Source organism: uncultured Amphritea sp., from assembly GCF_937127095.1.
In the GTDB taxonomy this organism is placed as follows: Bacteria; Pseudomonadota; Gammaproteobacteria; order Pseudomonadales; family Balneatricaceae; genus Amphritea.
Genome location: NZ_CAKZLP010000078.1, coordinates 98,900 through 118,166, shown reverse-complemented (window position 1 = coordinate 118,166; position 19,267 = coordinate 98,900). Strand labels below are relative to the sequence as shown.

Genomic DNA, 19,267 nt, shown 5'->3' with positions numbered 1-19,267 from the left:
AAAAGGAGTCTTATTATGAATATCCTGAGACACTCCGCTTTGCTAATCGGATCCCTGATGCTGACATCCGGTTCGATTCAAGCGGCAACGTTTAACTTATGTGCCGGTACAACCATAACCAACGTCCCCTCCAGTGACGGAACAACCTCGCTGGCAATTCCAATGTGGGGTTACGGTACAGATACCGGTGGCCCCTGTGTTGCCACCGTGCCCGGCCCGCAACTGAATGTTTTACCCGGTGATACCGAGCTGACGATTAACCTGCGTAACACACTACCGAAACCGACATCCGTGATGGTGCCGGGGCTGGGTTTACCTACAATTGGTGGAACACCCGAAATCTTTACCGACGCACAGAATAGAGCACGGGTCAGTTCATTTGTCACGCCGATAAACGCCAATGGCGGTTCCGGTAGCTATACCTGGACTAATATCAGACCCGGCACCTATGCCTATCAATCAGGAACCCATGTTCAGGTTCAGGTGCAAATGGGCCTTTACGGTGCAGTGATTCAACCTGAAGCAGCTAATACAGCTTATCCCGGAATTGGTTATGATCAGGACAAGGTTCTGATCTACAGCGCCATTGATCCGGTTTTACATGCTACCGTCGATAATGGGCAGTATGGTGTGGGTGGAACCATGACCAGCACTATCGACTATAAACCAAAGTATTTTCTGGTAAACGGTCAGTCATATAGTCCGGACAATGTCCCCGATGACGCTGGCCCTGCCGGTTCAACCACGTTGATGCGCATGATCAACATGGATCTGGACACCCACGCCCCCGTCTTACTGGGAGGCTATATGGATGTAGTGGCAGAGTCAGGCTTCCCCTACCCATACCCACGACGTCAGTATTCTGTGAATCTGGCCCCCGGTCAGACTAAGGATGCACTGGTGACACTGGGATCCGCGAGCAATCCGGCCGGTAAAGCAACCTTATCGCTGTTTGACCGACGTCTGAACACCACCAACGCAGGTGGAATCGGGGGCGGTCTGGTAAGCCAGTTCTCCGTATCAGGCACCGCCGCCGGAACCGATCCTCTGTATTACTTCTCACTATTCGCAGGGATCAACGGAACTACCGGCGTTGGAGGCGTCACTGTTGTTCCAGGCCTGGGTGCTATTGAAAACCGTGATATCGTGAGTTATAACCCGGCAACAGGCGAGTGGACAAAAGTTCTGGATGGGGCGTCCCTTGGTCTGGTCCGCGCTAATAATGCTCTGGTGATGGCCAATATCGATGCCCTGCATGTGTTCGCTGATGGACGGATGCTGATCTCATTTGATACCCCAACGTTTGTTCCAGGTATTGGAGGCACCGGCGTTGTTGATGATTCCGATCTGGTCATGTATGACCCGGCAGCAGCAGTCAATCCTTTCAGCATCGCCTATACCGGTACTCAACTGAGCCTCACCAGCAATGCGGAGGATATCAATGCGCTGAGTGTTGATGTGAACGGCGACCTACAGGTATCAACACTTGGCAATGTATCTATACCCGCCAGTGGCAATCAACCGGCTCTGTCTGCGACCCGACAAGATGTACTCCGGTTCAGCCAGGCAAGCCGTACCTGGGAGATTATGTTTGATGGTAGTGATCTGACTGCTGACTTTACTAAGAATGCCGCTAACATTGATGCCCTGACTCACCCCGACGCCAACCAGCTGCTGATGAGTATTGTCGGTAATACAAGCGTCGCAGGTATAGCGGTAAGAGACGAAGATGTACTGCTTTACAGCGGTAGCTTTGGCCTTAACAACACGCAAGGACTGCTGGAAACCCGTCTGGATATGACGGCGGTTATCAATGGTTTACCTGGTAGTGCAGATGTCAGTGCAATGAGCTGGAGTAATGGCATGCCATACAACAACCAGGCACCAGTCCCTGCGACTGACAGCTACGCAATGGATCAGCGTTTGACCGCCACATTGGTGGTGACCGCACCGGGCGTTCTGGCGAATGATATCGATCCGGATATGAACAGTCTGATTGTTCAACCGGAATCCATAACCACAACACTGGGCGGCACACTGGACATCGCTGCGGATGGCAGCTTCACCTATACGCCTGGAGCAACGACTGGCCTGAATACGCTGGCAGACAGTGATAGCGCAATTTACACCGTCATTGATGGTGTGGGTGGTACTGCAACCGGCACGGTTAACATCGATGTGCTGACCTCAGCAGCCCCGGATAACCAACCGCCCGTTGCGGTGGTTGATCGGGTATCTACGCCGAAAAACACGACATTGGTAATTGATGTACTGGCCAACGATACGGACGATAATGACGCAATTGATCCCGCCTCAGTCGTAATTACGCTTCAGCCAAAAAGGGGCGGAACCATTGATGCTATTAACCCAACTACCGGGGAGGTTACCTATACTCCGGCTCTTAACTTTACCGGGACAGATGTCTTCAAGTACAAGATTAGTGATACTGGAGGACTTCCATCTCAATCGGTCAGAGTGCGCGTCAACGTAACCAACTAACCCCCCAGCAAGCAGCGTCCAGGATCGGACTTCTGTTTGCCAAAGGGGAGCCTCACGGCTCCCCTTTTTTTGTAAGCGTCCAGTCCCCGATTTCTCACATTTAACAAAAAAGCCAGTTCTCCTGTGTCGCAAATGAGAGAGCTATATCAACACCCTCCCAAAGACACTGACGTCTCCAAAAAACAACATCATTAACCCATTGTTTTATATAAATTTATTTAAAAAATACTCGATATGGCCTGCTAACTGCATGTATTTCATCAAGACGTCTGTCATTAAAACAGAGACAGCCTGGGATGAACTTTAGGGGGATAAAAATAATGAACCGCCTTTTCCGGTTAGAACCATTAGCCTGGCTGAAAATGCTAATCGTATGCTTCTCCATACATCTGATTAATCCGGCGACCGCTGCCGGGCTTTTGCCAGAACAAGCCCAGACCGATCTGGAACAACAGTGGGGAATTCGTATCCTCTCGCTGCGCCAGTCTGCTGCAGGCTATATGCTCGACTTCCGTTATACCGTCACTGATGCGGCTAAAGCGAAACCCATTCTGGATCGCTCGGTTAAACCGCAACTGATCGTCACCCGCACAGGGAATCACTTGCAGGTTCCTGCTCCACCTAAACTTGGCCCTTTGCGTCAATCATCCAGGGCCCCCAGAACAGATACTAACTATTTTATCTTTTTTGCTAACCCTGGCCGTATCGTCAAACCCGGCGATGAGGTGAGCATCCAGATAGGTAAACTTGAAATATCAGGCCTTAGGGTCAGCACTAGCTGAAAACGGAGATGTCAGAATGAATATAATAATCCGGCCACTATGTTTCTCCACCGCTTTGCTGGTTTCAGCAATGAGTGGCGCGGCCACCGTCACTAACGAACTGCAACAGCGCCTCGATGCCACCGGTAGTTTTGACCCGGTTGCGGTTATTCTGCAATTTAATGATCAAAAATTTAATCAGAGAACACTGCGCCAGGTTCGTAAATCCCTGCGCCAGCAACTCAATGCGGACGCCCGTCTGACCAAAGCGGAACGCAAGCAGTTACGCAAGCTGTTGCGATCCAGAGTTTTAAAGTCGCTCAAACTGCAATTACAGGCAGCCCGTCAAGACCTCGACCCGTTACTCGACTTCGCAGCGCAGGGGCAGATTAAAGATCTTTGGGTCATTAACTCTGTGGCACTGACACTGCCAGCCTATATGGTTGAAGCCTTAGCGCAGCTGCCACAGGTCAACTCCCTCAGATCGGACCTGCAAACCGCGGCACCCGGACAAAGTTATACACCTCCGTCAGCGCCCGAGTGGAACGTCGACAGCATTAATGTTCCTCCGCTATGGAGTCAGGGGATAACCGGTGACAACGTCGTTGTCGCGGTTATCGATACCGGTGTCGATGGTGGACATCCGGACCTGACTGGACGCTTTCGCGGTGGTAGTAACGACTGGCTCGATCTGGCAGGAAACAGTGCCCTGCCATCGGATGTGATCGGTCATGGTACTAACGTCACAGGATTAATTCTCGGGGGCGACAGCTCAGGAACCGCAGTGGGTATGGCTCCCAACGCTCAGTGGATTGCAGCACGTGTATTTGACAGCAGCGGTTATAGCTCATTAAGCAACCTCCACGCGGCACTGCAATGGGCACTGGACCCTGACGGTAATCCAAATACCGATGATGCCCCCGATATTGTCAACAACTCATGGGGATTGTTAGAAACCGCTGGCACCTGCAACACAGAGTTCCAGTCCGATATCCAGACACTTAAAGATTCCGGTATCGCAGTAACCTTTGCTGCAGGTAACTCCGGCCCCGGCAGCAATAGCAGCCTGAGCCCGGCAAACACTCCAGGAACCCTCTCAGTCGGTGCGCTGGACAATACTCTGACCGTTGCTATGACGAGTAGCCGGGGGCCTTCTCCCTGCGATACCAATGCGGTATTTCCAACGCTGTCTGCGCCCGGCATGGATGTTCAGACCACCGGAATGACCTATGGTACCGGAGTACCCTACACTGAGTGGGTGGGAGGAACATCATTTGCTGTCGCCCATGTATCCGGAGTCCTGGCGCTTCTGAAAAGCGCTGTTCCCTACGCCACTGTCGAACAGATGGAACAAGCAATGATTGAAACGGCAGTGGATATCGATCAGCCAGGCATTGATAGCAACTCCGGTTACGGAATGCTCGATGCTCAGGCTGCACTGACAAGGCTACAGCAGATCGCCCGCCCTAGCGGGCCGGTCAATAGCGCTCCCGTGGCATCATCTGACCAATATAACGTGGATGAGTCGACACTGCTAAACGTGGCAGCAGCCACCGGTCTGCTCAGCAACGACAGTGATGCAGACCAGGATATGCTCACGGCTCATCTGCTCACACCCCCGCTGCACGGCACATTAACACTCAGCAGCGATGGTAGTTTTACCTATCAGCACAATGGGGGAACACTCAATGACTCTTTCACCTACATAGCCAATGACGGTCAGAATGACAGTGCAGAAACAACCGTCACCCTGACGATTATTCCTGCCCCTATAGTCAATACCGCACCGGTGGCCGTGAATGATCTGTTTCGGGTTAAGAAGAACTCCACAACGGTGCTAAATGTTCTTGCGAATGATCAGGATGCAGAAAACAACATCGCATCATCAACCTTAAAAATAGTGCGACAGCCGACTAAGGGAGGACGTGTTTCAATAAACGCTGACGGTACCGTCAACTATACTCCAAATTATGGATTCACCGGACGTGACGTATTTAAGTACAGGGTCTGGGATGATCAGGGCCTCCGTTCCAACACGGCAAGAGTCGTTGTTCGGGTGAAATAAGGTTCCATTACAGTTGCAGCCGGCAGGATGCTGGCTGCTAATGCTGAAGACCGGGGGGTTACCAGCTGATGACGACTGACACTTCAACTTCCGGCCTGTTTATGCAGAGGTACCGGGGGGGTATTGCGGCACTTTCCAGCGGCCTCGGCTGGTGGTTTGGTCAATTGGGCCAGATGCTGCCTGCCAGAATCAGAGCGGGATGGCAGCAGGACAGCTGTAGCCTGATTCTGGAACTACAGGAGCAGCAACTAACAATCAGAGCAGGCCAGCAACACTGGACGCTGCAGGCCCCATGGGATAAGACCGCCCTACCTGAGCCTTTAAAACCAATCATCGCCAAAGCTCAGAATGCAACACTTTGTCTGCCTGAAGCGATGATTTTACAGACCCGCGTCAGCGTGCCCCGCAACGCCCGGGACTATATTGATAATGTGGTTCGCTTTGAGATGGATCGCCTGACCCCCTTCAGAGCGGATCAGGTCTACTTTGATACCGGCTCCATTACTGATGAGCCAGGAACAGAGCAGTGCCATACCGAGCTCTACCTTGTCCCCAAAGAAAAACTTCAGGGTATTCTGACTCAACTGGAGCAGCTGGGGATTAACCCTGACAGGATTATACCGCAGGCGTTTCTTAACCGGCAGGACAGCAACCTTAACCTGCTGCCAGAATCCGATGAAGCCTCTCACCGCTCCCGTTACCAACGATTCCAGTTTGCACTGGTATGCATCAATCTGCTTCTGATAATTACGGTTATCAGCCTGCCGCTAGCAGATAAAGAAACTCAGATAGAGACACTGACTGATGAAGTGTCGCAACTGCGCAGCCAGGCCGAAGAGGTGTTTCAGATTCGTGAAGAACGACAAACCCTGTTCCAACAGCAACAACATTATGTGGAGCTTACCCAGCAAAAACGTTCAACCCTGTCACTGATTGCCGAACTGACGCGCTTATTACCTGATGAAGTGTGGCTGAGTAAAATATCGATGCAGGGGCGTTCCCTGCGTATTCAGGGAGAGGCCGATAACGCGTCAGAATTGATCGCACTACTGCAAAACTCCGGAAAGTTAACCGATGTTAGCTTTTTTTCTCCGGTAACCCAGGACCCACGTTCAGGTAAAGAGCGCTTTATGATCTCAGCCAACCAGAGCCGGAGGGTGAGCGATGCAACTCAATAAACAGCAACAACGTTATCTGGCTCTGGGCATACTGGCTGCGGTGATGATTCTTCTCTATCTGCTGGTAATCGGCCCGGTTGTCAGCCGTTATCAGCAAGCCAACGAGCAGATTGAAACACTGACATTTCAGCTACAGCGCTACCAAAACCTGAATGACAGTCGCCCTGATGAAGAGGACCGGCTACAGCAGATCAAACAGGACTCACCATTGAGCGTTTATTTTTTCGAAGGTGAAACCCGATCCGTTGTTTCCGCTAAATTGCAGCAGCACCTTAAGCAGATAGTTGGCCGCACCGGAGGACAGATCGTCAGCACCCAGGGACTTCCCTCGACCCAGAGCGGCGATCAATTACTCCGCAGCGTAACGTTGAAAGTACAATATAAAGCCGGAATAGATGAGTTTAAAGAGCTACTGTTCGCTCTGGAAACCAGTAAACCCGGGCTCTATGTCGAAGACCTCAGCATCAGTTCTGCACCGATACGAACCTCCAGTTACGCGCGCAGGCAGGTGCTGCCGCCACTGGATATCAGATTTAATCTCACAGGTTACACCACGGGAAAGGAGGCGTTATGAAAGCTGTACGTTACCTGACCCGACTAACACTGCTGCAACTGGGGGTTATGACAATATTAACCGCTATTCTTGTCGCTCAACTGACGATTCAGATTGCTGAGCCGACGCGATTTGCAGATGAACAGTTGACTAAACCACCCGCGCTCCCTGAACTGCCATCAATTCCGGAATCCGATCTAGAGATAGATCAGTTCATAGAGATCAGTGAACGCCCGCTGTTCTACTCCACCCGCAGGCCGCAGGAGATAAGCACCGCGATGACCGCCACCCGCCGGCCGGATCGGACACCGGAGCAAGACTGGATACTCACCGGGATTATTCTTAATGGTGAGCATAACAGTGCGCTATTCAATGCCATTGGCAAAAAAGAACATGAAACACTAAAAAATGGGATGAAACTGAGTGGCTGGACACTGGACGTAATTAGTCCGGACAGCGTAACGTTCAGCAATGACGGACGTGAAATTGAGATGCAGCTGATTAAACCTTCGGCTCCGGGCTCATCGCGGCCACAGAGAAGCCGATCGTCCTCTCTTTTTATGAATCAGAGTCAGTATGGCAAAGTCGTTCGTCCGTTGGATAACCAGTAGCAGGAGATTTTGATGAACAGCATATCTATTTGGAAAGTTATACCGCTACTGGTCACCCTGTTAGGTTTGACAGGGTGTAACAGCTCCCCCATCTATACAGATGAAGGCCTCACACCTAACCAGCCCGTAGGCCAGATCATTCACCAGCGTAATCAGGCTCGAAACAGTGCTGATAGTGGCAACAATACGACTGGTGCTTCAATACAGCAGGTTCAGAACGATACAACATCGGCTCCGGATAGACAGCGCTTTGAGCTGGTGTCCGAAGCCCGGCCGATGATCACCCAGAGCCAACCGGCAGGCTCCGGCAGTGGAGAGGGAAATATCACCCTCAATTTTAACGACACCGATATTCATGAGGTGGCAAAAACCATTCTCGGAGATATTCTTAACCGCAACTACGCCATCAATGACGCGGTGAACATTAAGGTATCCCTGCACACCAGTCAGCCACTTAATCGTGATGCCCTGATTCCCACCCTCGACTCTCTGCTGTTTATGCATGGTGCCGTGTTGCGCGATAACGGCCATCTGATCGAAATCATGCCCAAAAGCAATACCCTGGCCGGTGGTGCTCCACAACTGAAACTGCAGAATGACCAGGGCTTCCAGACTCTGGTAACACCACTACGCTATATCGCGGCCAAAGAGATGGAGAAAATTCTCAAATCGGTCGCGTCTGAGGGTGCCCGAATCACCGTCGATGAGCCCCATAATCTGCTGCTGATGTCGGGTTCCCGGACCGAGTTAAACACCCTGCTGAACACCATCGAGACCTTTGACGTTAACCAGCTGCGCGGCATGTCGATCGGTCTGTTCCGTTTACAGTCTGTTGATACCCGGACAATCCTGGGAGAACTGGAAAATGTATTCGGTGACAACTCGTCCGGGCCAATGGCAGGGCTGGTTAAATTTGTCCCGATCGAACGGCTGAACACCATTATGGTTATTACCCCCCAGCCGCAATATTTGAAAAGTGCTGAGCAGTGGATCGACCGGCTGGACAAGATGGACAATCTTGCCAGTACATCACTGCATGTCTACAAAGTGAAATATGGTAAAGCGTCACATCTCGCCAGTATGCTTGAACAGTTGTTCTCAGGTCAGCGCTCCGGGGCACAGAACAGAAGCCAGGGCAGCGGCCCCCGTTCCCCGTCACCGACCACAGCCGCCGGCACAAACAGCGCACCCAATGCCGTCATGACCAGTCAGGGCACGCTTACGCCTCTGGCCAGTCAGACCTCTCTGAATAACCTGGGTAATATCAGCATTATCGCCGATGAAGAGAACAACTCTCTACTGGTGCTGGCGACCCAGGCCGACTACGGCGTAGTTGAACTGGCACTGCAGAAACTGGATGTGCTGCCTCAACAAGTATTGGTTGAAGCGACGATCGTGGAGGTAAAACTGTCCGGAGATCTGAAATACGGCATCGACTGGTTCTTCAAAAATGGTTTTGGCAACGGCGATACCGGTAACGGTTCACTGACGAGCCCGCAAAGTTCAACCGGCTTCAAATATCAGGTTCTGGACAGAATCAACAACCCACTCGCGCTGTTGACTGCACTCGCCTCTGATAGCCGCATCAATGTCATCTCCTCACCTTCCCTGATGGTGTTGGATAACCAGTCCGCCTCCATCAAGGTCGGTGATCAGGTGCCCATCTCGACTTCAGAAACCACCAACACCTCAAATAGCAGTGGCAACCTCATCACCACCTCGGTTCAGTATCGGGATACCGGGGTTCTGTTGGAGGTCACACCACAGATCAAAGATGGTGGAATGGTGGTACTGGAGATCAATCAGGACGTCAGCGATGCATCGGTGACAACCTCTTCAGGTATTCAGTCCCCAACCATCAATCAGCGCCAGATTAAAACCACAGTCGCGGTACAAAGCGGCGATACTCTGGTGCTGGGCGGCCTTATCAGAGAGAACAAAGACCTGGGGGATGCTGGCCTGCCAGGCATAAAAGATGTACCCGGTCTTGGCTATCTGTTTGGTTCGAAGAGTGAAACCAGCCGCCGCACTGAGCTGGTGGTGATGATCACACCGACAGCGATTAAAAACCGCGACCAGGCACGGGAAGTGACCGAAGAGTTTAAGCGGCAGATGAAGGCGTTAAAACTGTAAACAGATGAACTATTAACAAAAAGCCGGACAGCGCTGTCCGGCTTTTTTAATACAAGGATTCAACACCAGCCCTGTTTCCAGCTTTCACTATCAGCCAGTGTCTGCCACTGAACAACCTGTTCACGGTGACTTAGAACAGCTTCAAGCACACACTGTTGCACAACGCCTTCGTCATCCTTTAGCAACTTAGTCACTAGAAAGTGTTTCTCTTTATTTTGCGGTTTAACCGCTGTCCACTTACTCAGGTGCAGTTTAGACGGGTTAAAGCGGTTCTTTTCAGTCATTCGTTTTAGTCATTCTTTTCAGGCATTCGCTCAGAAACCGGTGATCGGTTGCACCAGCTTACCAAACAAGGTGGTAAACCTGAGGGGCGCGTCGGTGGCAATCAGGCAGATACAGTCTTCTTTACTGTCCACCAGCGGTTGGTGCTCTATCTGGTCATCCAGGTCAGCTACATCTCCGCGACGAAAACGTCCGACCTCATCAGAGAACGAACCGCGCAACACCATGGTCAGCTCATTACCATTGTGGGTGTGTGCCAGCATCGCTTTACCCGGTGCAATTCTCAGCAAACGGGATACACCATGCCCCTCCCAGGGCATATCATAATAGGCAACCCCAGGGACGATTCGTTTCCATTCCAGATCATCAAGCGGACGATCTATATAATCACGCAGAGGTGAAGGAATCTCAGGGTCGATTACAGCGGTGTCGGTTGAAACCTCTGTAAGCTGGACTGGCATATCATCCAACCGAGTGAGGATAGATGCCAGCATTCCATCGGCAACAGTTTCAGCCTCAAGAGACTCCAGCAATGCGCCACCGACGCTGTCATTCACCTCAGCGCGTTTGCGACACTGAGGACAGATCGACAGATGAGATGCCACCACCAGCGCCATACCCTGAGACAGCGCGCCGGCAGAGTAGCTCACCAGCGTTGCATCATCGAGATGGTGATTAATGCTCATAGTTTTCACCTCCCCAGATCTGTTTCAGTTTTTCGGATGCGAGCCGTATTCTGGACTTAACACTGCCCAGCGGAATATCGAGACGGCTGGCGATATCACCATGAGACCGCCCTTCGAAATATGACATATAAATAACCTGCGCCTGTTTTTCAGGCAGCTGGCTTATCGCCTTAGCTACCCGGTCTGACAACACTTCCTGCTCCCCCTGCCCCGACTCCGAAGCAGTTTCACTCCATTCATCAAGGCTGTATTGGGGGTACTTCTGTTTTCGCATCCAGTCGATGCTCTGGTTTCGCGCCAGGGTAAAGATCCAGGTACTCGCGGCCGCTTTCTCAGGGTGATACATGTGCGCCTTACGCCACACGGACAACATAACCTCTTGAGTCACCTCTTCTGCGGCAGACACGCCAACTCCCAGACGCAAAATATAGGCCTTCACTTTAGGTGCGAAATGATTAAATAACCGGGCATATATATTTTTATCAGGCTTTGCAGCGAGACTGCCCAGCAGATCGCTCCAGTCGGAGCTGGCCATATCGGCCTGACTGAGTTGCACGATGTTATCCACATCCTCTCCCGGTGGTGTGTTTTTCATAAGCCCCTGTACGTATTTGTTAAACTATCTGGATCATCTTAACTGAAAAAAAACATTTGTCGTCAAGCTGTTTATTCATAACACTGTCTATGATCCTATTTTGAACGCTGCACGTATAGCCTGCAAACAAAGCGTTGACTCAGCACATACCTTAATGACTTAAACGAAGCGCTTTAAACAGACTCAGAGTATGGACTGCACAAATGAACATTACTGCCATCCGCCCCAAAAAAATCGCCGTTATCGGTTCTGGTATTGCAGGGCTGAGTTGTGCCTGGCTGCTGAACAAAGCGCATCAGGTGACGCTCTACGAAAAAGATGACCGGCTGGGTGGGCATTCCAATACGGTGAGCTTCGATCTCGACGGAACGCAGGTCAATGTCGATACAGGTTTCATCGTCTTTAACCCGGTAAACTACCCGAATCTGGTTAAATTCTTTGAACATATCAATCTGCCAACCTGTGAAACCGATATGTCATTCGCAGTCTCCATCGATAATGGCCGTTTAGAATACAGCGGCTCAGGGCTGGGGGGTCTGTTTGCTCAAAAACGCAATATTATAAGCCCTGCTTTCTGGTCGATGATTAAAGACCTGATGAGATTTTATCGCAACGCTGACACCATGATGGCTGATCCCTCTCTGGCTGACATCAGCCTGGGTGAACTGCTCGACCGTCATGGTTACGGTGAGCGCTTTATCTATGACCACCTGCTGCCAATGGGTGCCGCTATCTGGTCCACACCGGTGAAACAGATGCTCGATTATCCGGCCGTAAGCTTTCTGAGATTCTGCAAAAATCACGGGCTGTTACAAGTGAGTGACCGCCCCCAGTGGCATACGATTCCCGGCGGGAGCATAGGCTATGTCAACAAAGTCGCGGCTGCATTGAAGGGTAACATCCGACTCAACAGTCACATCCATAAAGTGATCCGTCAGAACAATGGAGTGATAATCGAGGACCTGCACGGCGGCCGGGAGCATTATGACGACGTCGTACTGGCTTGCCATGCAGATCAGGCGCTGGCACTGCTGGCCAACCCTACCGAAGATGAGCAACAGCTGTTGAGCAGTTTCCCCTACCAGAGAAACCGGGCATTTCTCCACCTCGATCAGAGCTTGCTTCCTGAAGATAAAACCGTCTGGTCCAGCTGGAACTATATGGCCTCAGGCAGCGGCCGGGATGACCGGGAGGTCTCGGTGAGTTACTGGATGAACTGTCTGCAGCCACTGCCAACCGAACAACCGGTGATTGTGTCCCTTAATCCACTGAAAGAGCCGGCAGCAGATAAACTGATACGCAGCTTTTTCTATGACCACCCCGCGTTTAACCGCGACTCACTGACGAACCAACAAAAGCTGTGGCGTCTCCAGGGACGTCAGAATACCTGGTTCTGCGGTGCCTGGTTTGGTTACGGATTTCACGAAGATGGTATTCAGTCAGGCCTGGCGGTGGCAGAACAGCTGGGCGGCATTCCCCGGCCCTGGCGTCTGGACAACCCGAACAGCCGAATTTTTGTCTCCGATATTCAAGCAAATGAGGCTGACAAAGATCAGTTGAGGAAGCGTATTAATGGCTAAACTCAACTCATCGGTGTTCGCCGGGGTGGTTATGCACCACCGTTTCACGCCGAAACGACACCGTTTTATCTACCGGGTGTTCTCCCTCTGTGTTGATCTGGATGAACTGCCATTGCTTAACAAAGCTTTCAGGCTTTTTGCCATCAACCGCTTCAATCTGTTCTCGTTTCATGAAAAAGATTACGGTCGCGGAGATGGGCAGCTGCGTCAGGAAATTACCGAGCTGCTGTCCTCCCGGGGATACGCATCGGCTACAACCCGCATAGAACTACTCTGCTATCCACGCATACTGGGGTATACCTTCAACCCGTTGAGTGTCTACTTCTGTTATAACCAGAACGATGAGCCGGAAGTGATTCTCTATGAAGTCAGCAACACTTTCGGGCAGCGACACAGCTACCTGCTGGTGAACGATAAACCGGATGAAAAGATCGTTCGCCACAGTTGTCATAAGCTGATGTATGTCAGCCCCTTTATGCCCATGGATACCGCCTACAGCTTCAGGATTCTCCCCCCCCGTGAGAGCGTATCGGTGTGTATTCATCAGAGCAGTAAAGATGGCAGTAAGGTCACGCCGATACTCAACGCCACGTTTACCGGACAGCGTCAGGAGATCTCCGACAAAAACCTGCTACGGCTGTTTTTCAGCCACCCATTGATGACACTTAAGGTCATGGGTGCGATCCACTGGGAAGCATTAAGACTGTGGCTGAAGGGATTAAAACTCGTGCCACGCAACACTTCAAAAAGTTACAGCATCAGCTGGTCAGATCGCAATGGAGAAACTCACTATGAAAACCTGTAACTACGAGACAACCCCAGCTGCAAGCCGGTCACAAGTTAAAACTCTGTCGCAACACCGCTATAAGCAAGACTACAATAGCGAATTTAGTTCAGCGATAAATCCCAGCTGGCTGGAACAGCGGGTGTTGAACCGAATCAGTGACGCTCTGAGCGAAACACACGGACGCATCCATCTGATTATGCCCAGTGGCTATCAACAGGCGTTTGGTAAAGGCAGCACTGTCCAGAATAGTTCTCCTCAAGAAGGTGAAACTGATACTCAGAATCCACCCACTGACGCGCTTCAGGTCACCGTACAACTGAACACTCTGAGACCCCTTGTCCGCTTATTTACCGGAGGCACCACTGGCTGGTCTGAGGGTTATATTGCCGGGGAGTGGGATAGCCCTGATCTGACGGCGCTGGTTCGCTGGGCCTTACAAAATGAAGCCATCCTTGAGGGGTTCGCCAAAGCGGGCTTTGTCAAACAACTGTTTGATAACATTCATCACTGGCGCAACCATAACAGCCGCAGCGGCAGTCGGCGTAATATTGCGGCCCACTATGACCTGGGCAACGATTTTTACAAGCTCTGGCTGGACCCGACCATGTCGTATTCATCGGCGTTGTTTAGTTCCGAACAGCAGTCACTGGAGCAGGCACAAACAGCTAAATACCAAGAGATCATTGATCTGCTGCAACCGGCAGACAATGCCCACATACTGGAGATCGGTTGTGGCTGGGGTGGCTTTGCCGAGCAGGTATTGCAGCAACATAATGTCAGGGTTCATGGCATTACCCTGTCGGAAGAACAACTACAGTGGAGCCGTAGCCGACTCGCATCTGCCGGACTCGACAAAAGAGCCAATATCAGCCTTACCGATTACCGCGATCTACTCAGCCAGTATGACGCAATTGTCTCTATCGAGATGTTCGAGGCGGTGGGCGAAAAATACTGGGACAGCTATTTCACTACGCTGAAAAAATCACTTAAACCGGGCGGCTCAGCCGTACTTCAGGTGATCAGTATCGAAGAAGAACGGTTTGAAACCTACCGCAATCAGGCCGACTTTATTCAACGGTATATATTTCCCGGTGGCATGCTGCCGAGTATAAGCCGACTGGAGCAAAAGTTCGCCGAACATGGTTTTACCCTGCAACATAAGCAGTTATTCGGTAAAGATTATGCCCGTACTCTGAAGCTCTGGCGTGAAAGTTTCGAACAGCAGACAGATGAGCTGGAGCGTCTGGGCTACGATGAAAAATTCAGACGTTTGTGGCGTTATTATCTTTGTTATTGCGAAGGTGGTTTTGAAGAGGGCAGTATTGATGTAGGGCTGTATACAATCATCAACACGACCCCCTGATTTTAGTCAGAGCAGAACGAGGCCATTGGAGCCTCGTTGTAAGTTAGAGCTTATGAAACAGGTGCTTACTTAGGGGCAGTCTTTCACCTCGACAGCGATTAGTTGGTCGAGATCAACTCATCAAGATAGTGATCGCGAATATCAATATAGTCGACTTCAGATAAGCCTAAATATTCAAGTGCCTGCTTTAATTGATAAGTTTCCGAACGGGGACTATTAATTCGCCAAAACCGCCTGAAACGCTCACTAATATTTTTTGCCAGCAGTACCAGACAAAATAACGTTTTACTATTCTCGCCTACTCCCTTGAGCGGATTCAAAAGTACCGCAGGATAGTTAAGTTGTAACCTGATAGCATCACAAATATCTTTAGGCATCCGCCACGCTTCAGCAATGTCTGCACCCACGGTGAAATGATCAACGCCGAAGACTTCTCTTTCTTTCAAGCTAAGCGCGGAGTGATTTTCAGCTTCATGGGCTCCCAGAAAATCCCGAAAACCGGGATAACTCTCTATCATTAACGGCACACCGCAATCGTGTAACATCCCTAAAGCATAGGCCTGATCAGCGTTTTCCCTGGATAACTGAATAGCTAAGCGTGCCGCAATCTCAGCCACTTCTGTCGAGGTATCCCAGAACCGATCTAATCGTCCGGTTTTTGACAGAGATCTTTTTAGTAAAATAAGCTCTGCCAGAGTAAATAGCCGTTTCAGCCCCAGTCTCATTACCGCCTGATGCAATGTCTTAAATTGACTGGCACCTGAAAAGAGCGGACTGTTCGCTGTCGACATCACCACTGTGAAGAGAGACACATCAGCTTTTATCGTGTTTACCACTGCATCCAGATCAGGTTGGGGCGCCTTCAAAAGCGCAGAGAGCTTAATAAGTGTCTCAGGTCGAGGGGGAATCAGGTAGGGTTTAGCGCACATAACAAAATCCGTCAAAGATCAGGCTTTGGCGACTATTGTAACACCAGGCTGTTTTTATAAGCTTAAGACTTACTCACCATAATGAGAAATAAGTGAAAATAATTACCAGCGCATCAGATTGTTCTGCGTTTAAATCTCTTTATACGCAGCTCTGTTACGAATCGCACGTATCACACGGCCTAATAGAGGAAACTGCTGCATAAGCATACTGGCATCCCAGAAATCCTGATGGCTGATAACCAGCCCGGCCTCGTTAAAACAGATGCGACTGGTGCCTTCGGTGGAAAACGCTCCGGTCAGCGAGGAGTCTGCAGAAAACCGCCAATACAGATAAGCAGTACTACCCTGTATCTGTGATTCAAGCAGCTCAAAGCGAACATCGTTGAGCTGCCGGAACATCTCATCCATGACACCAAGAAATGCAGCCTTACCCTGAATATCATTGAATGGGTCAGTAAAGCGGATATCATCAGCCACCGATTCTCCCAGTTCATCAATGTTTTCCGGCCGTAGCTGCGTCATTCTGATAGCGTAACGACTCAGCCTCTCTGCATATTCATCACCAACGGTGTCACTCATCTTTACTTGCTCCTGTTGCTTTGCCTATCAGCCAGAAATAGACGTTGTAAGGCAAAAGCCTGAATAGTTTTAGCAAATAAACGAAGCGGCGGGGGAAAACTATTTCAAACCGATCACTCAAAAGCCCCTTCACTATCCGTCTGGCCGCCTCGTCCGGCTCCATCAGAGCGGGCATCGAAAACTCGTTTTTATCGGTCAGCGGTGTTCTTACGAAACCAGGGTTGATCAACTGTAGCTTCACTCCACTACCCTGCAGATCCAGCCGCAGCGACTCACACAGATTAATCAGCGCCGCTTTGCCTGCACCGTATGCCGCAGCCGTCGGTAGCCCACGATAGCCTGCAGACGATGAAACGACCGCTATCTGCCGTGTACCCGTTAACGTTCGCTTAGCCACCGGATTGAGCGATACGGCCTTCAGGGTCTCAGGCTGACGTTCCGATCCGGACTCAGACTTATCTTCAGGCCCATAATCAGGCCCATAATCAGGCCCATAATCAGGCCCATATTCAGATCTATGAAGATAACGGTATAAAACAGGATCGAGACAGTTAATGGTCCCCTGTAAGTTGATATCCAGCAGATCTTTGCAACGCTGTGCAGAAAACTCATAAGCCGAAAACGGATCATGACTCCCCGCATTCAACACCACCAGATCAGGCATAAAATTCTGTCTATCCCACTCAATAAAGAGTTGCTGCACCGCATCCGGGTCACGGATATCCAGAGGCACCGGGATCAGTTTGCCAGTAGTATTGCTGAGTTCCTGCTGTAACTGGTGCAGTTGCTCGGTGGTTCGTGCAGAACCATATACTGTGACACCATGACTGCAGAGCAGCCGGGTTAGCTCTGCCCCTATACCTCGCCCGGCACCGGTTATCCAGGCGGTGTTCCAGGGCAGTCTGTTGTTTAAGCTCACAACTCATCTCCCTCATGCGGCTCACAGGCAGGTTCAACCGCATCGGCATGGGCGGCCTCTGCATCACTTAGCTTACGGATATGCAGGGTTAACTCCCCGACTGGCAGGCCAAACTTTTTCATTTTGGTGCGGTTTATCAGGTTGTTTTCATCAATCAGATAGAGCCAGTCATCCAGATCAATATTCCAAACCCTGCCGTTAACCGGCACCTGTAGGGTATAACGCCAGTTAAGGGTATTACCTTGTACCTCACCCAACGCCTCGCCGACTATGTCACCCGCAGTGCCCCGGTAGCGATTGCCCTGTTTGACTAAGGTCCAACAGCGGCTCTGCTGCTCACCATCACTAAACTGAAACTGCTCATCCAGGGTTCCCCTTCCCTCCTGCCACTGAGCAGTAATATCAGCCCTGAAGCGTCGGGTCACTTTACCGGAAAAGTTCTGCACCATTCCGTAGGCAACCAGACGACCATTAAAGAACTGATCCAGCTCCAATGAGGGCTTTTCATTGCGATAATCATCAATGGAGCTGGCACAACCTGGCAGCATTAAGAGAACAGGTAAAGCGAGCACCATCAATGAGGCTGCGTGTGTCATATCCATCTCCATTTACTCTGTTAATCTGCCGGTTAACTGTTGTGTGAACCGAGGGAAGGCACTGTTATCTGCAAGCCAGATATTCAGAAAAGCCCGACTAAAGTGTTTATCTTTAATCGCCCCCAGATAGACCCCGTTGCAATAGAAGTGCCCGTGCCCATCGGCATCCTGATAAAAACTGAGCGAATCCTGATTGCGTATATCCGGCCACAGATCTGCTAATGAGGCGAGCCATCGTTTTTGATCGTCCGCATTAACCTGAGCTCGCTGCCATTGCTCCTGCGTCTCATCCAGTAAGCGCTGTTGACTGATATCCCGCTGATAATTAAGGGTAAGCAGTAGGGGTTTGATTGAGTCACTGGCAGAGCTGAGACTAGAATTGAACGTCGCATCAAACATCCCATCATCACTTTCAAGCCGGGCGTTATAGACACTAAACCACAGCACTTTCAATTCTGCCTGGCCAATCACTTTCATATTTTCAGGCAGGGGTTGTGCCACGGCGTGGGCTAGCCCGGTGAAAAACAGAATCACTGATATCAGAAACAGATTAGTATGCACCTTTAGCCTCCCCCGGAAAACACTGAGCACTCAACCACAGCAGCAGCGGAAACAGCGCCATCCACACCAGCATCAACAGCATAAAGCCGGCTCCGAAAGAGAGTGTGATAGTCACTGCACCCAATTTTGCCGCAGCAATATAGGTCAGGCTGGCGGAAACGCCGCCGCACAATGAAGCAATCAGCCAGCGACCATGAAAATAGCCTAAACTCTGTTTCAGCGTGGCGGAGAAACAGAACCAGAGTAACAACAGCCATAACGGAGGAAAGAGATCCGAGCCGAACGTAAACACACCCGCCGCAGTCAATAGCAGATCAACCCCAAAGCCGGTCAAGCCACAAAACAGCAGCACAAAAAACTCGTTCACCGGGCTTCGATGAAAGCAAATATGGCATGTCAACAAAGTGACAAGAATAGGTAAACTATGGCTAGTCAATAGAATGGCGCACCACCACGCCAACTGAAAACCCGTAAAATTAATCCAAAACTTCTGAGACAGACCTGATTGCATCGTTTTTGTTCCTCCTGAAGCTACTACGCAGGTCAGCTCAGGAAGGATCAGTTATCTGGCGTTAACGTAAGAAAAACCC

At 50.7% G+C, this 19,267-nt stretch carries 19 protein-coding genes; 10 read left to right on the top strand and 9 right to left on the bottom strand.

Annotation, left to right across the window (positions count from 1 at the left end):
• Nucleotides 1-15 precede the first annotated feature (15 nt).
• The 7 genes from Q0499_RS20830 to gspD all read left to right on the top strand — a co-directional run bounded on the left by Q0499_RS20830 (nucleotide 16) and on the right by gspD (nucleotide 9,800).
• Nucleotides 16-2,499, top strand: coding sequence for an Ig-like domain-containing protein (locus tag Q0499_RS20830; protein ID WP_299203915.1), 2,484 nt, complete (start codon nucleotides 16-18; stop codon nucleotides 2,497-2,499).
• 320 nt (nucleotides 2,500-2,819) lie between these two features.
• Nucleotides 2,820-3,281: a hypothetical protein gene (locus tag Q0499_RS20825; RefSeq protein WP_299203912.1), complete on the top strand. Its 462-nt coding sequence runs from the start codon at nucleotides 2,820-2,822 to the stop codon at nucleotides 3,279-3,281.
• 16 nt (nucleotides 3,282-3,297) lie between these two features.
• On the top strand, nucleotides 3,298-5,325 hold the full coding sequence (locus Q0499_RS20820; RefSeq protein ID WP_299203909.1) for a S8 family serine peptidase: 2,028 nt from the start codon (nucleotides 3,298-3,300) through the stop codon (nucleotides 5,323-5,325).
• Between the two features lie 68 nt (nucleotides 5,326-5,393).
• Nucleotides 5,394-6,503, top strand: coding sequence for a PilN domain-containing protein (locus Q0499_RS20815; RefSeq protein ID WP_299203906.1), 1,110 nt, complete (start codon nucleotides 5,394-5,396; stop codon nucleotides 6,501-6,503).
• Nucleotides 6,490-7,077 (top strand): type II secretion system protein GspM, encoded by a 588-nt coding sequence (gene gspM / locus Q0499_RS20810; protein WP_299203903.1) that lies wholly within the window; start codon nucleotides 6,490-6,492, stop codon nucleotides 7,075-7,077. Before Q0499_RS20815 ends, gspM begins: the two co-directional genes overlap by 14 nt.
• The gene (locus tag Q0499_RS20805; RefSeq protein ID WP_299203900.1) at nucleotides 7,074-7,667 is read left to right on the top strand and encodes a hypothetical protein; all 594 of its coding nucleotides are present in this window, start codon (nucleotides 7,074-7,076) and stop codon (nucleotides 7,665-7,667) included. The genes gspM and Q0499_RS20805 overlap by 4 nt, the downstream gene beginning before the upstream one ends.
• A gap of 12 nt (nucleotides 7,668-7,679) precedes the next feature.
• Nucleotides 7,680-9,800 carry a type II secretion system secretin GspD gene (gspD, locus tag Q0499_RS20800; protein ID WP_299203897.1) on the top strand — a complete coding sequence of 707 codons (2,121 nt, stop codon included), beginning with the start codon at nucleotides 7,680-7,682 and terminating at the stop codon, nucleotides 9,798-9,800.
• Nucleotides 9,801-9,859: 59 nt separating this feature from the next.
• On the opposite strand, the gene Q0499_RS20795 is transcribed toward gspD, so the two are convergent.
• The 3 genes from Q0499_RS20795 to Q0499_RS20785 are packed head-to-tail and all read right to left on the bottom strand — an operon-like array spanning nucleotide 9,860 to nucleotide 11,363.
• Nucleotides 9,860-10,084, bottom strand: a complete 225-nt coding sequence (locus Q0499_RS20795) for a TIGR02450 family Trp-rich protein (protein ID WP_299203895.1) — start codon at nucleotides 10,082-10,084, stop codon at nucleotides 9,860-9,862.
• Nucleotides 10,085-10,114: 30 nt separating this feature from the next.
• Nucleotides 10,115-10,768, bottom strand: coding sequence for a ChrR family anti-sigma-E factor (locus tag Q0499_RS20790; protein ID WP_299203892.1), 654 nt, complete (start codon nucleotides 10,766-10,768; stop codon nucleotides 10,115-10,117).
• Entirely contained in the window at nucleotides 10,758-11,363 is a 606-nt protein-coding gene (locus Q0499_RS20785) for a sigma-70 family RNA polymerase sigma factor (protein WP_299203889.1), read from the bottom strand. The genes Q0499_RS20790 and Q0499_RS20785 overlap by 11 nt, the downstream gene beginning before the upstream one ends.
• Nucleotides 11,364-11,566: 203 nt before the next feature.
• On the opposite strand from Q0499_RS20785, the gene Q0499_RS20780 reads away from it, so the two are divergent.
• Genes Q0499_RS20780 through Q0499_RS20770 form a run of 3 tightly spaced genes read left to right on the top strand, consistent with a single transcriptional unit; the run spans nucleotide 11,567 to nucleotide 15,093 of the window.
• A complete protein-coding gene (locus tag Q0499_RS20780) occupies nucleotides 11,567-12,943 on the top strand; it encodes an FAD-dependent oxidoreductase (protein ID WP_299203886.1) in 1,377 nt (458 codons plus the stop codon).
• Entirely contained in the window at nucleotides 12,936-13,748 is an 813-nt protein-coding gene (locus Q0499_RS20775; RefSeq protein ID WP_299203883.1) for a DUF1365 domain-containing protein, read from the top strand. Before Q0499_RS20780 ends, Q0499_RS20775 begins: the two co-directional genes overlap by 8 nt.
• The gene (locus Q0499_RS20770; protein WP_299203880.1) at nucleotides 13,735-15,093 is read left to right on the top strand and encodes a cyclopropane-fatty-acyl-phospholipid synthase family protein; all 1,359 of its coding nucleotides are present in this window, start codon (nucleotides 13,735-13,737) and stop codon (nucleotides 15,091-15,093) included. The genes Q0499_RS20775 and Q0499_RS20770 overlap by 14 nt, the downstream gene beginning before the upstream one ends.
• 98 nt (nucleotides 15,094-15,191) lie before the next feature.
• Here the strand turns inward: Q0499_RS20770 and Q0499_RS20765 are convergent, their stop codons facing one another.
• The 6 genes from Q0499_RS20765 to Q0499_RS20740 form a co-directional block, all read right to left on the bottom strand.
• Nucleotides 15,192-16,022, bottom strand: a complete 831-nt coding sequence (locus Q0499_RS20765) for an HDOD domain-containing protein (protein ID WP_299203877.1) — start codon at nucleotides 16,020-16,022, stop codon at nucleotides 15,192-15,194.
• A 129-nt stretch (nucleotides 16,023-16,151) separates the two neighbouring features.
• Nucleotides 16,152-16,601 (bottom strand): nuclear transport factor 2 family protein, encoded by a 450-nt coding sequence (locus tag Q0499_RS20760; RefSeq protein WP_299203874.1) that lies wholly within the window; start codon nucleotides 16,599-16,601, stop codon nucleotides 16,152-16,154.
• Nucleotides 16,594-17,520 carry an SDR family NAD(P)-dependent oxidoreductase gene (locus Q0499_RS20755; protein WP_299203871.1) on the bottom strand — a complete coding sequence of 309 codons (927 nt, stop codon included), beginning with the start codon at nucleotides 17,518-17,520 and terminating at the stop codon, nucleotides 16,594-16,596. Before Q0499_RS20755 ends, Q0499_RS20760 begins: the two co-directional genes overlap by 8 nt.
• Entirely contained in the window at nucleotides 17,517-18,116 is a 600-nt protein-coding gene (locus Q0499_RS20750; RefSeq protein WP_299203868.1) for a DUF3833 domain-containing protein, read from the bottom strand. Before Q0499_RS20750 ends, Q0499_RS20755 begins: the two co-directional genes overlap by 4 nt.
• Nucleotides 18,117-18,128: 12 nt before the next feature.
• Nucleotides 18,129-18,677: a chalcone isomerase family protein gene (locus Q0499_RS20745; RefSeq protein ID WP_299203866.1), complete on the bottom strand. Its 549-nt coding sequence runs from the start codon at nucleotides 18,675-18,677 to the stop codon at nucleotides 18,129-18,131.
• The gene (locus Q0499_RS20740; RefSeq protein WP_299203863.1) at nucleotides 18,667-19,188 is read right to left on the bottom strand and encodes a DUF2878 domain-containing protein; all 522 of its coding nucleotides are present in this window, start codon (nucleotides 19,186-19,188) and stop codon (nucleotides 18,667-18,669) included. Before Q0499_RS20740 ends, Q0499_RS20745 begins: the two co-directional genes overlap by 11 nt.
• Nucleotides 19,189-19,267: the final 79 nt, after the last annotated feature.

Coding starts and splice junctions, on each gene's coding strand:
- Q0499_RS20770 (WP_299203880.1), top strand. CDS start 13,735: ATGAAAACCTGTAACTACGAGACAACCCCAGCTGCAAGCCGGTCACAA.
- Q0499_RS20790 (WP_299203892.1), bottom strand. CDS start 10,768: ATGAGCATTAATCACCATCTCGATGATGCAACGCTGGTGAGCTACTCT.
- Q0499_RS20805 (WP_299203900.1), top strand. CDS start 7,074: ATGAAAGCTGTACGTTACCTGACCCGACTAACACTGCTGCAACTGGGG.
- Q0499_RS20765 (WP_299203877.1), bottom strand. CDS start 16,022: ATGTGCGCTAAACCCTACCTGATTCCCCCTCGACCTGAGACACTTATT.
- Q0499_RS20775 (WP_299203883.1), top strand. CDS start 12,936: ATGGCTAAACTCAACTCATCGGTGTTCGCCGGGGTGGTTATGCACCAC.
- gspM (WP_299203903.1), top strand. CDS start 6,490: ATGCAACTCAATAAACAGCAACAACGTTATCTGGCTCTGGGCATACTG.
- Q0499_RS20785 (WP_299203889.1), bottom strand. CDS start 11,363: ATGAAAAACACACCACCGGGAGAGGATGTGGATAACATCGTGCAACTC.
- Q0499_RS20795 (WP_299203895.1), bottom strand. CDS start 10,084: ATGACTGAAAAGAACCGCTTTAACCCGTCTAAACTGCACCTGAGTAAG.
- Q0499_RS20780 (WP_299203886.1), top strand. CDS start 11,567: ATGAACATTACTGCCATCCGCCCCAAAAAAATCGCCGTTATCGGTTCT.
- Q0499_RS20815 (WP_299203906.1), top strand. CDS start 5,394: ATGACGACTGACACTTCAACTTCCGGCCTGTTTATGCAGAGGTACCGG.
- Q0499_RS20740 (WP_299203863.1), bottom strand. CDS start 19,188: ATGCAATCAGGTCTGTCTCAGAAGTTTTGGATTAATTTTACGGGTTTT.
- Q0499_RS20825 (WP_299203912.1), top strand. CDS start 2,820: ATGAACCGCCTTTTCCGGTTAGAACCATTAGCCTGGCTGAAAATGCTA.
- Q0499_RS20750 (WP_299203868.1), bottom strand. CDS start 18,116: ATGACACACGCAGCCTCATTGATGGTGCTCGCTTTACCTGTTCTCTTA.
- Q0499_RS20830 (WP_299203915.1), top strand. CDS start 16: ATGAATATCCTGAGACACTCCGCTTTGCTAATCGGATCCCTGATGCTG.
- gspD (WP_299203897.1), top strand. CDS start 7,680: ATGAACAGCATATCTATTTGGAAAGTTATACCGCTACTGGTCACCCTG.
- Q0499_RS20820 (WP_299203909.1), top strand. CDS start 3,298: ATGAATATAATAATCCGGCCACTATGTTTCTCCACCGCTTTGCTGGTT.
- Q0499_RS20760 (WP_299203874.1), bottom strand. CDS start 16,601: ATGAGTGACACCGTTGGTGATGAATATGCAGAGAGGCTGAGTCGTTAC.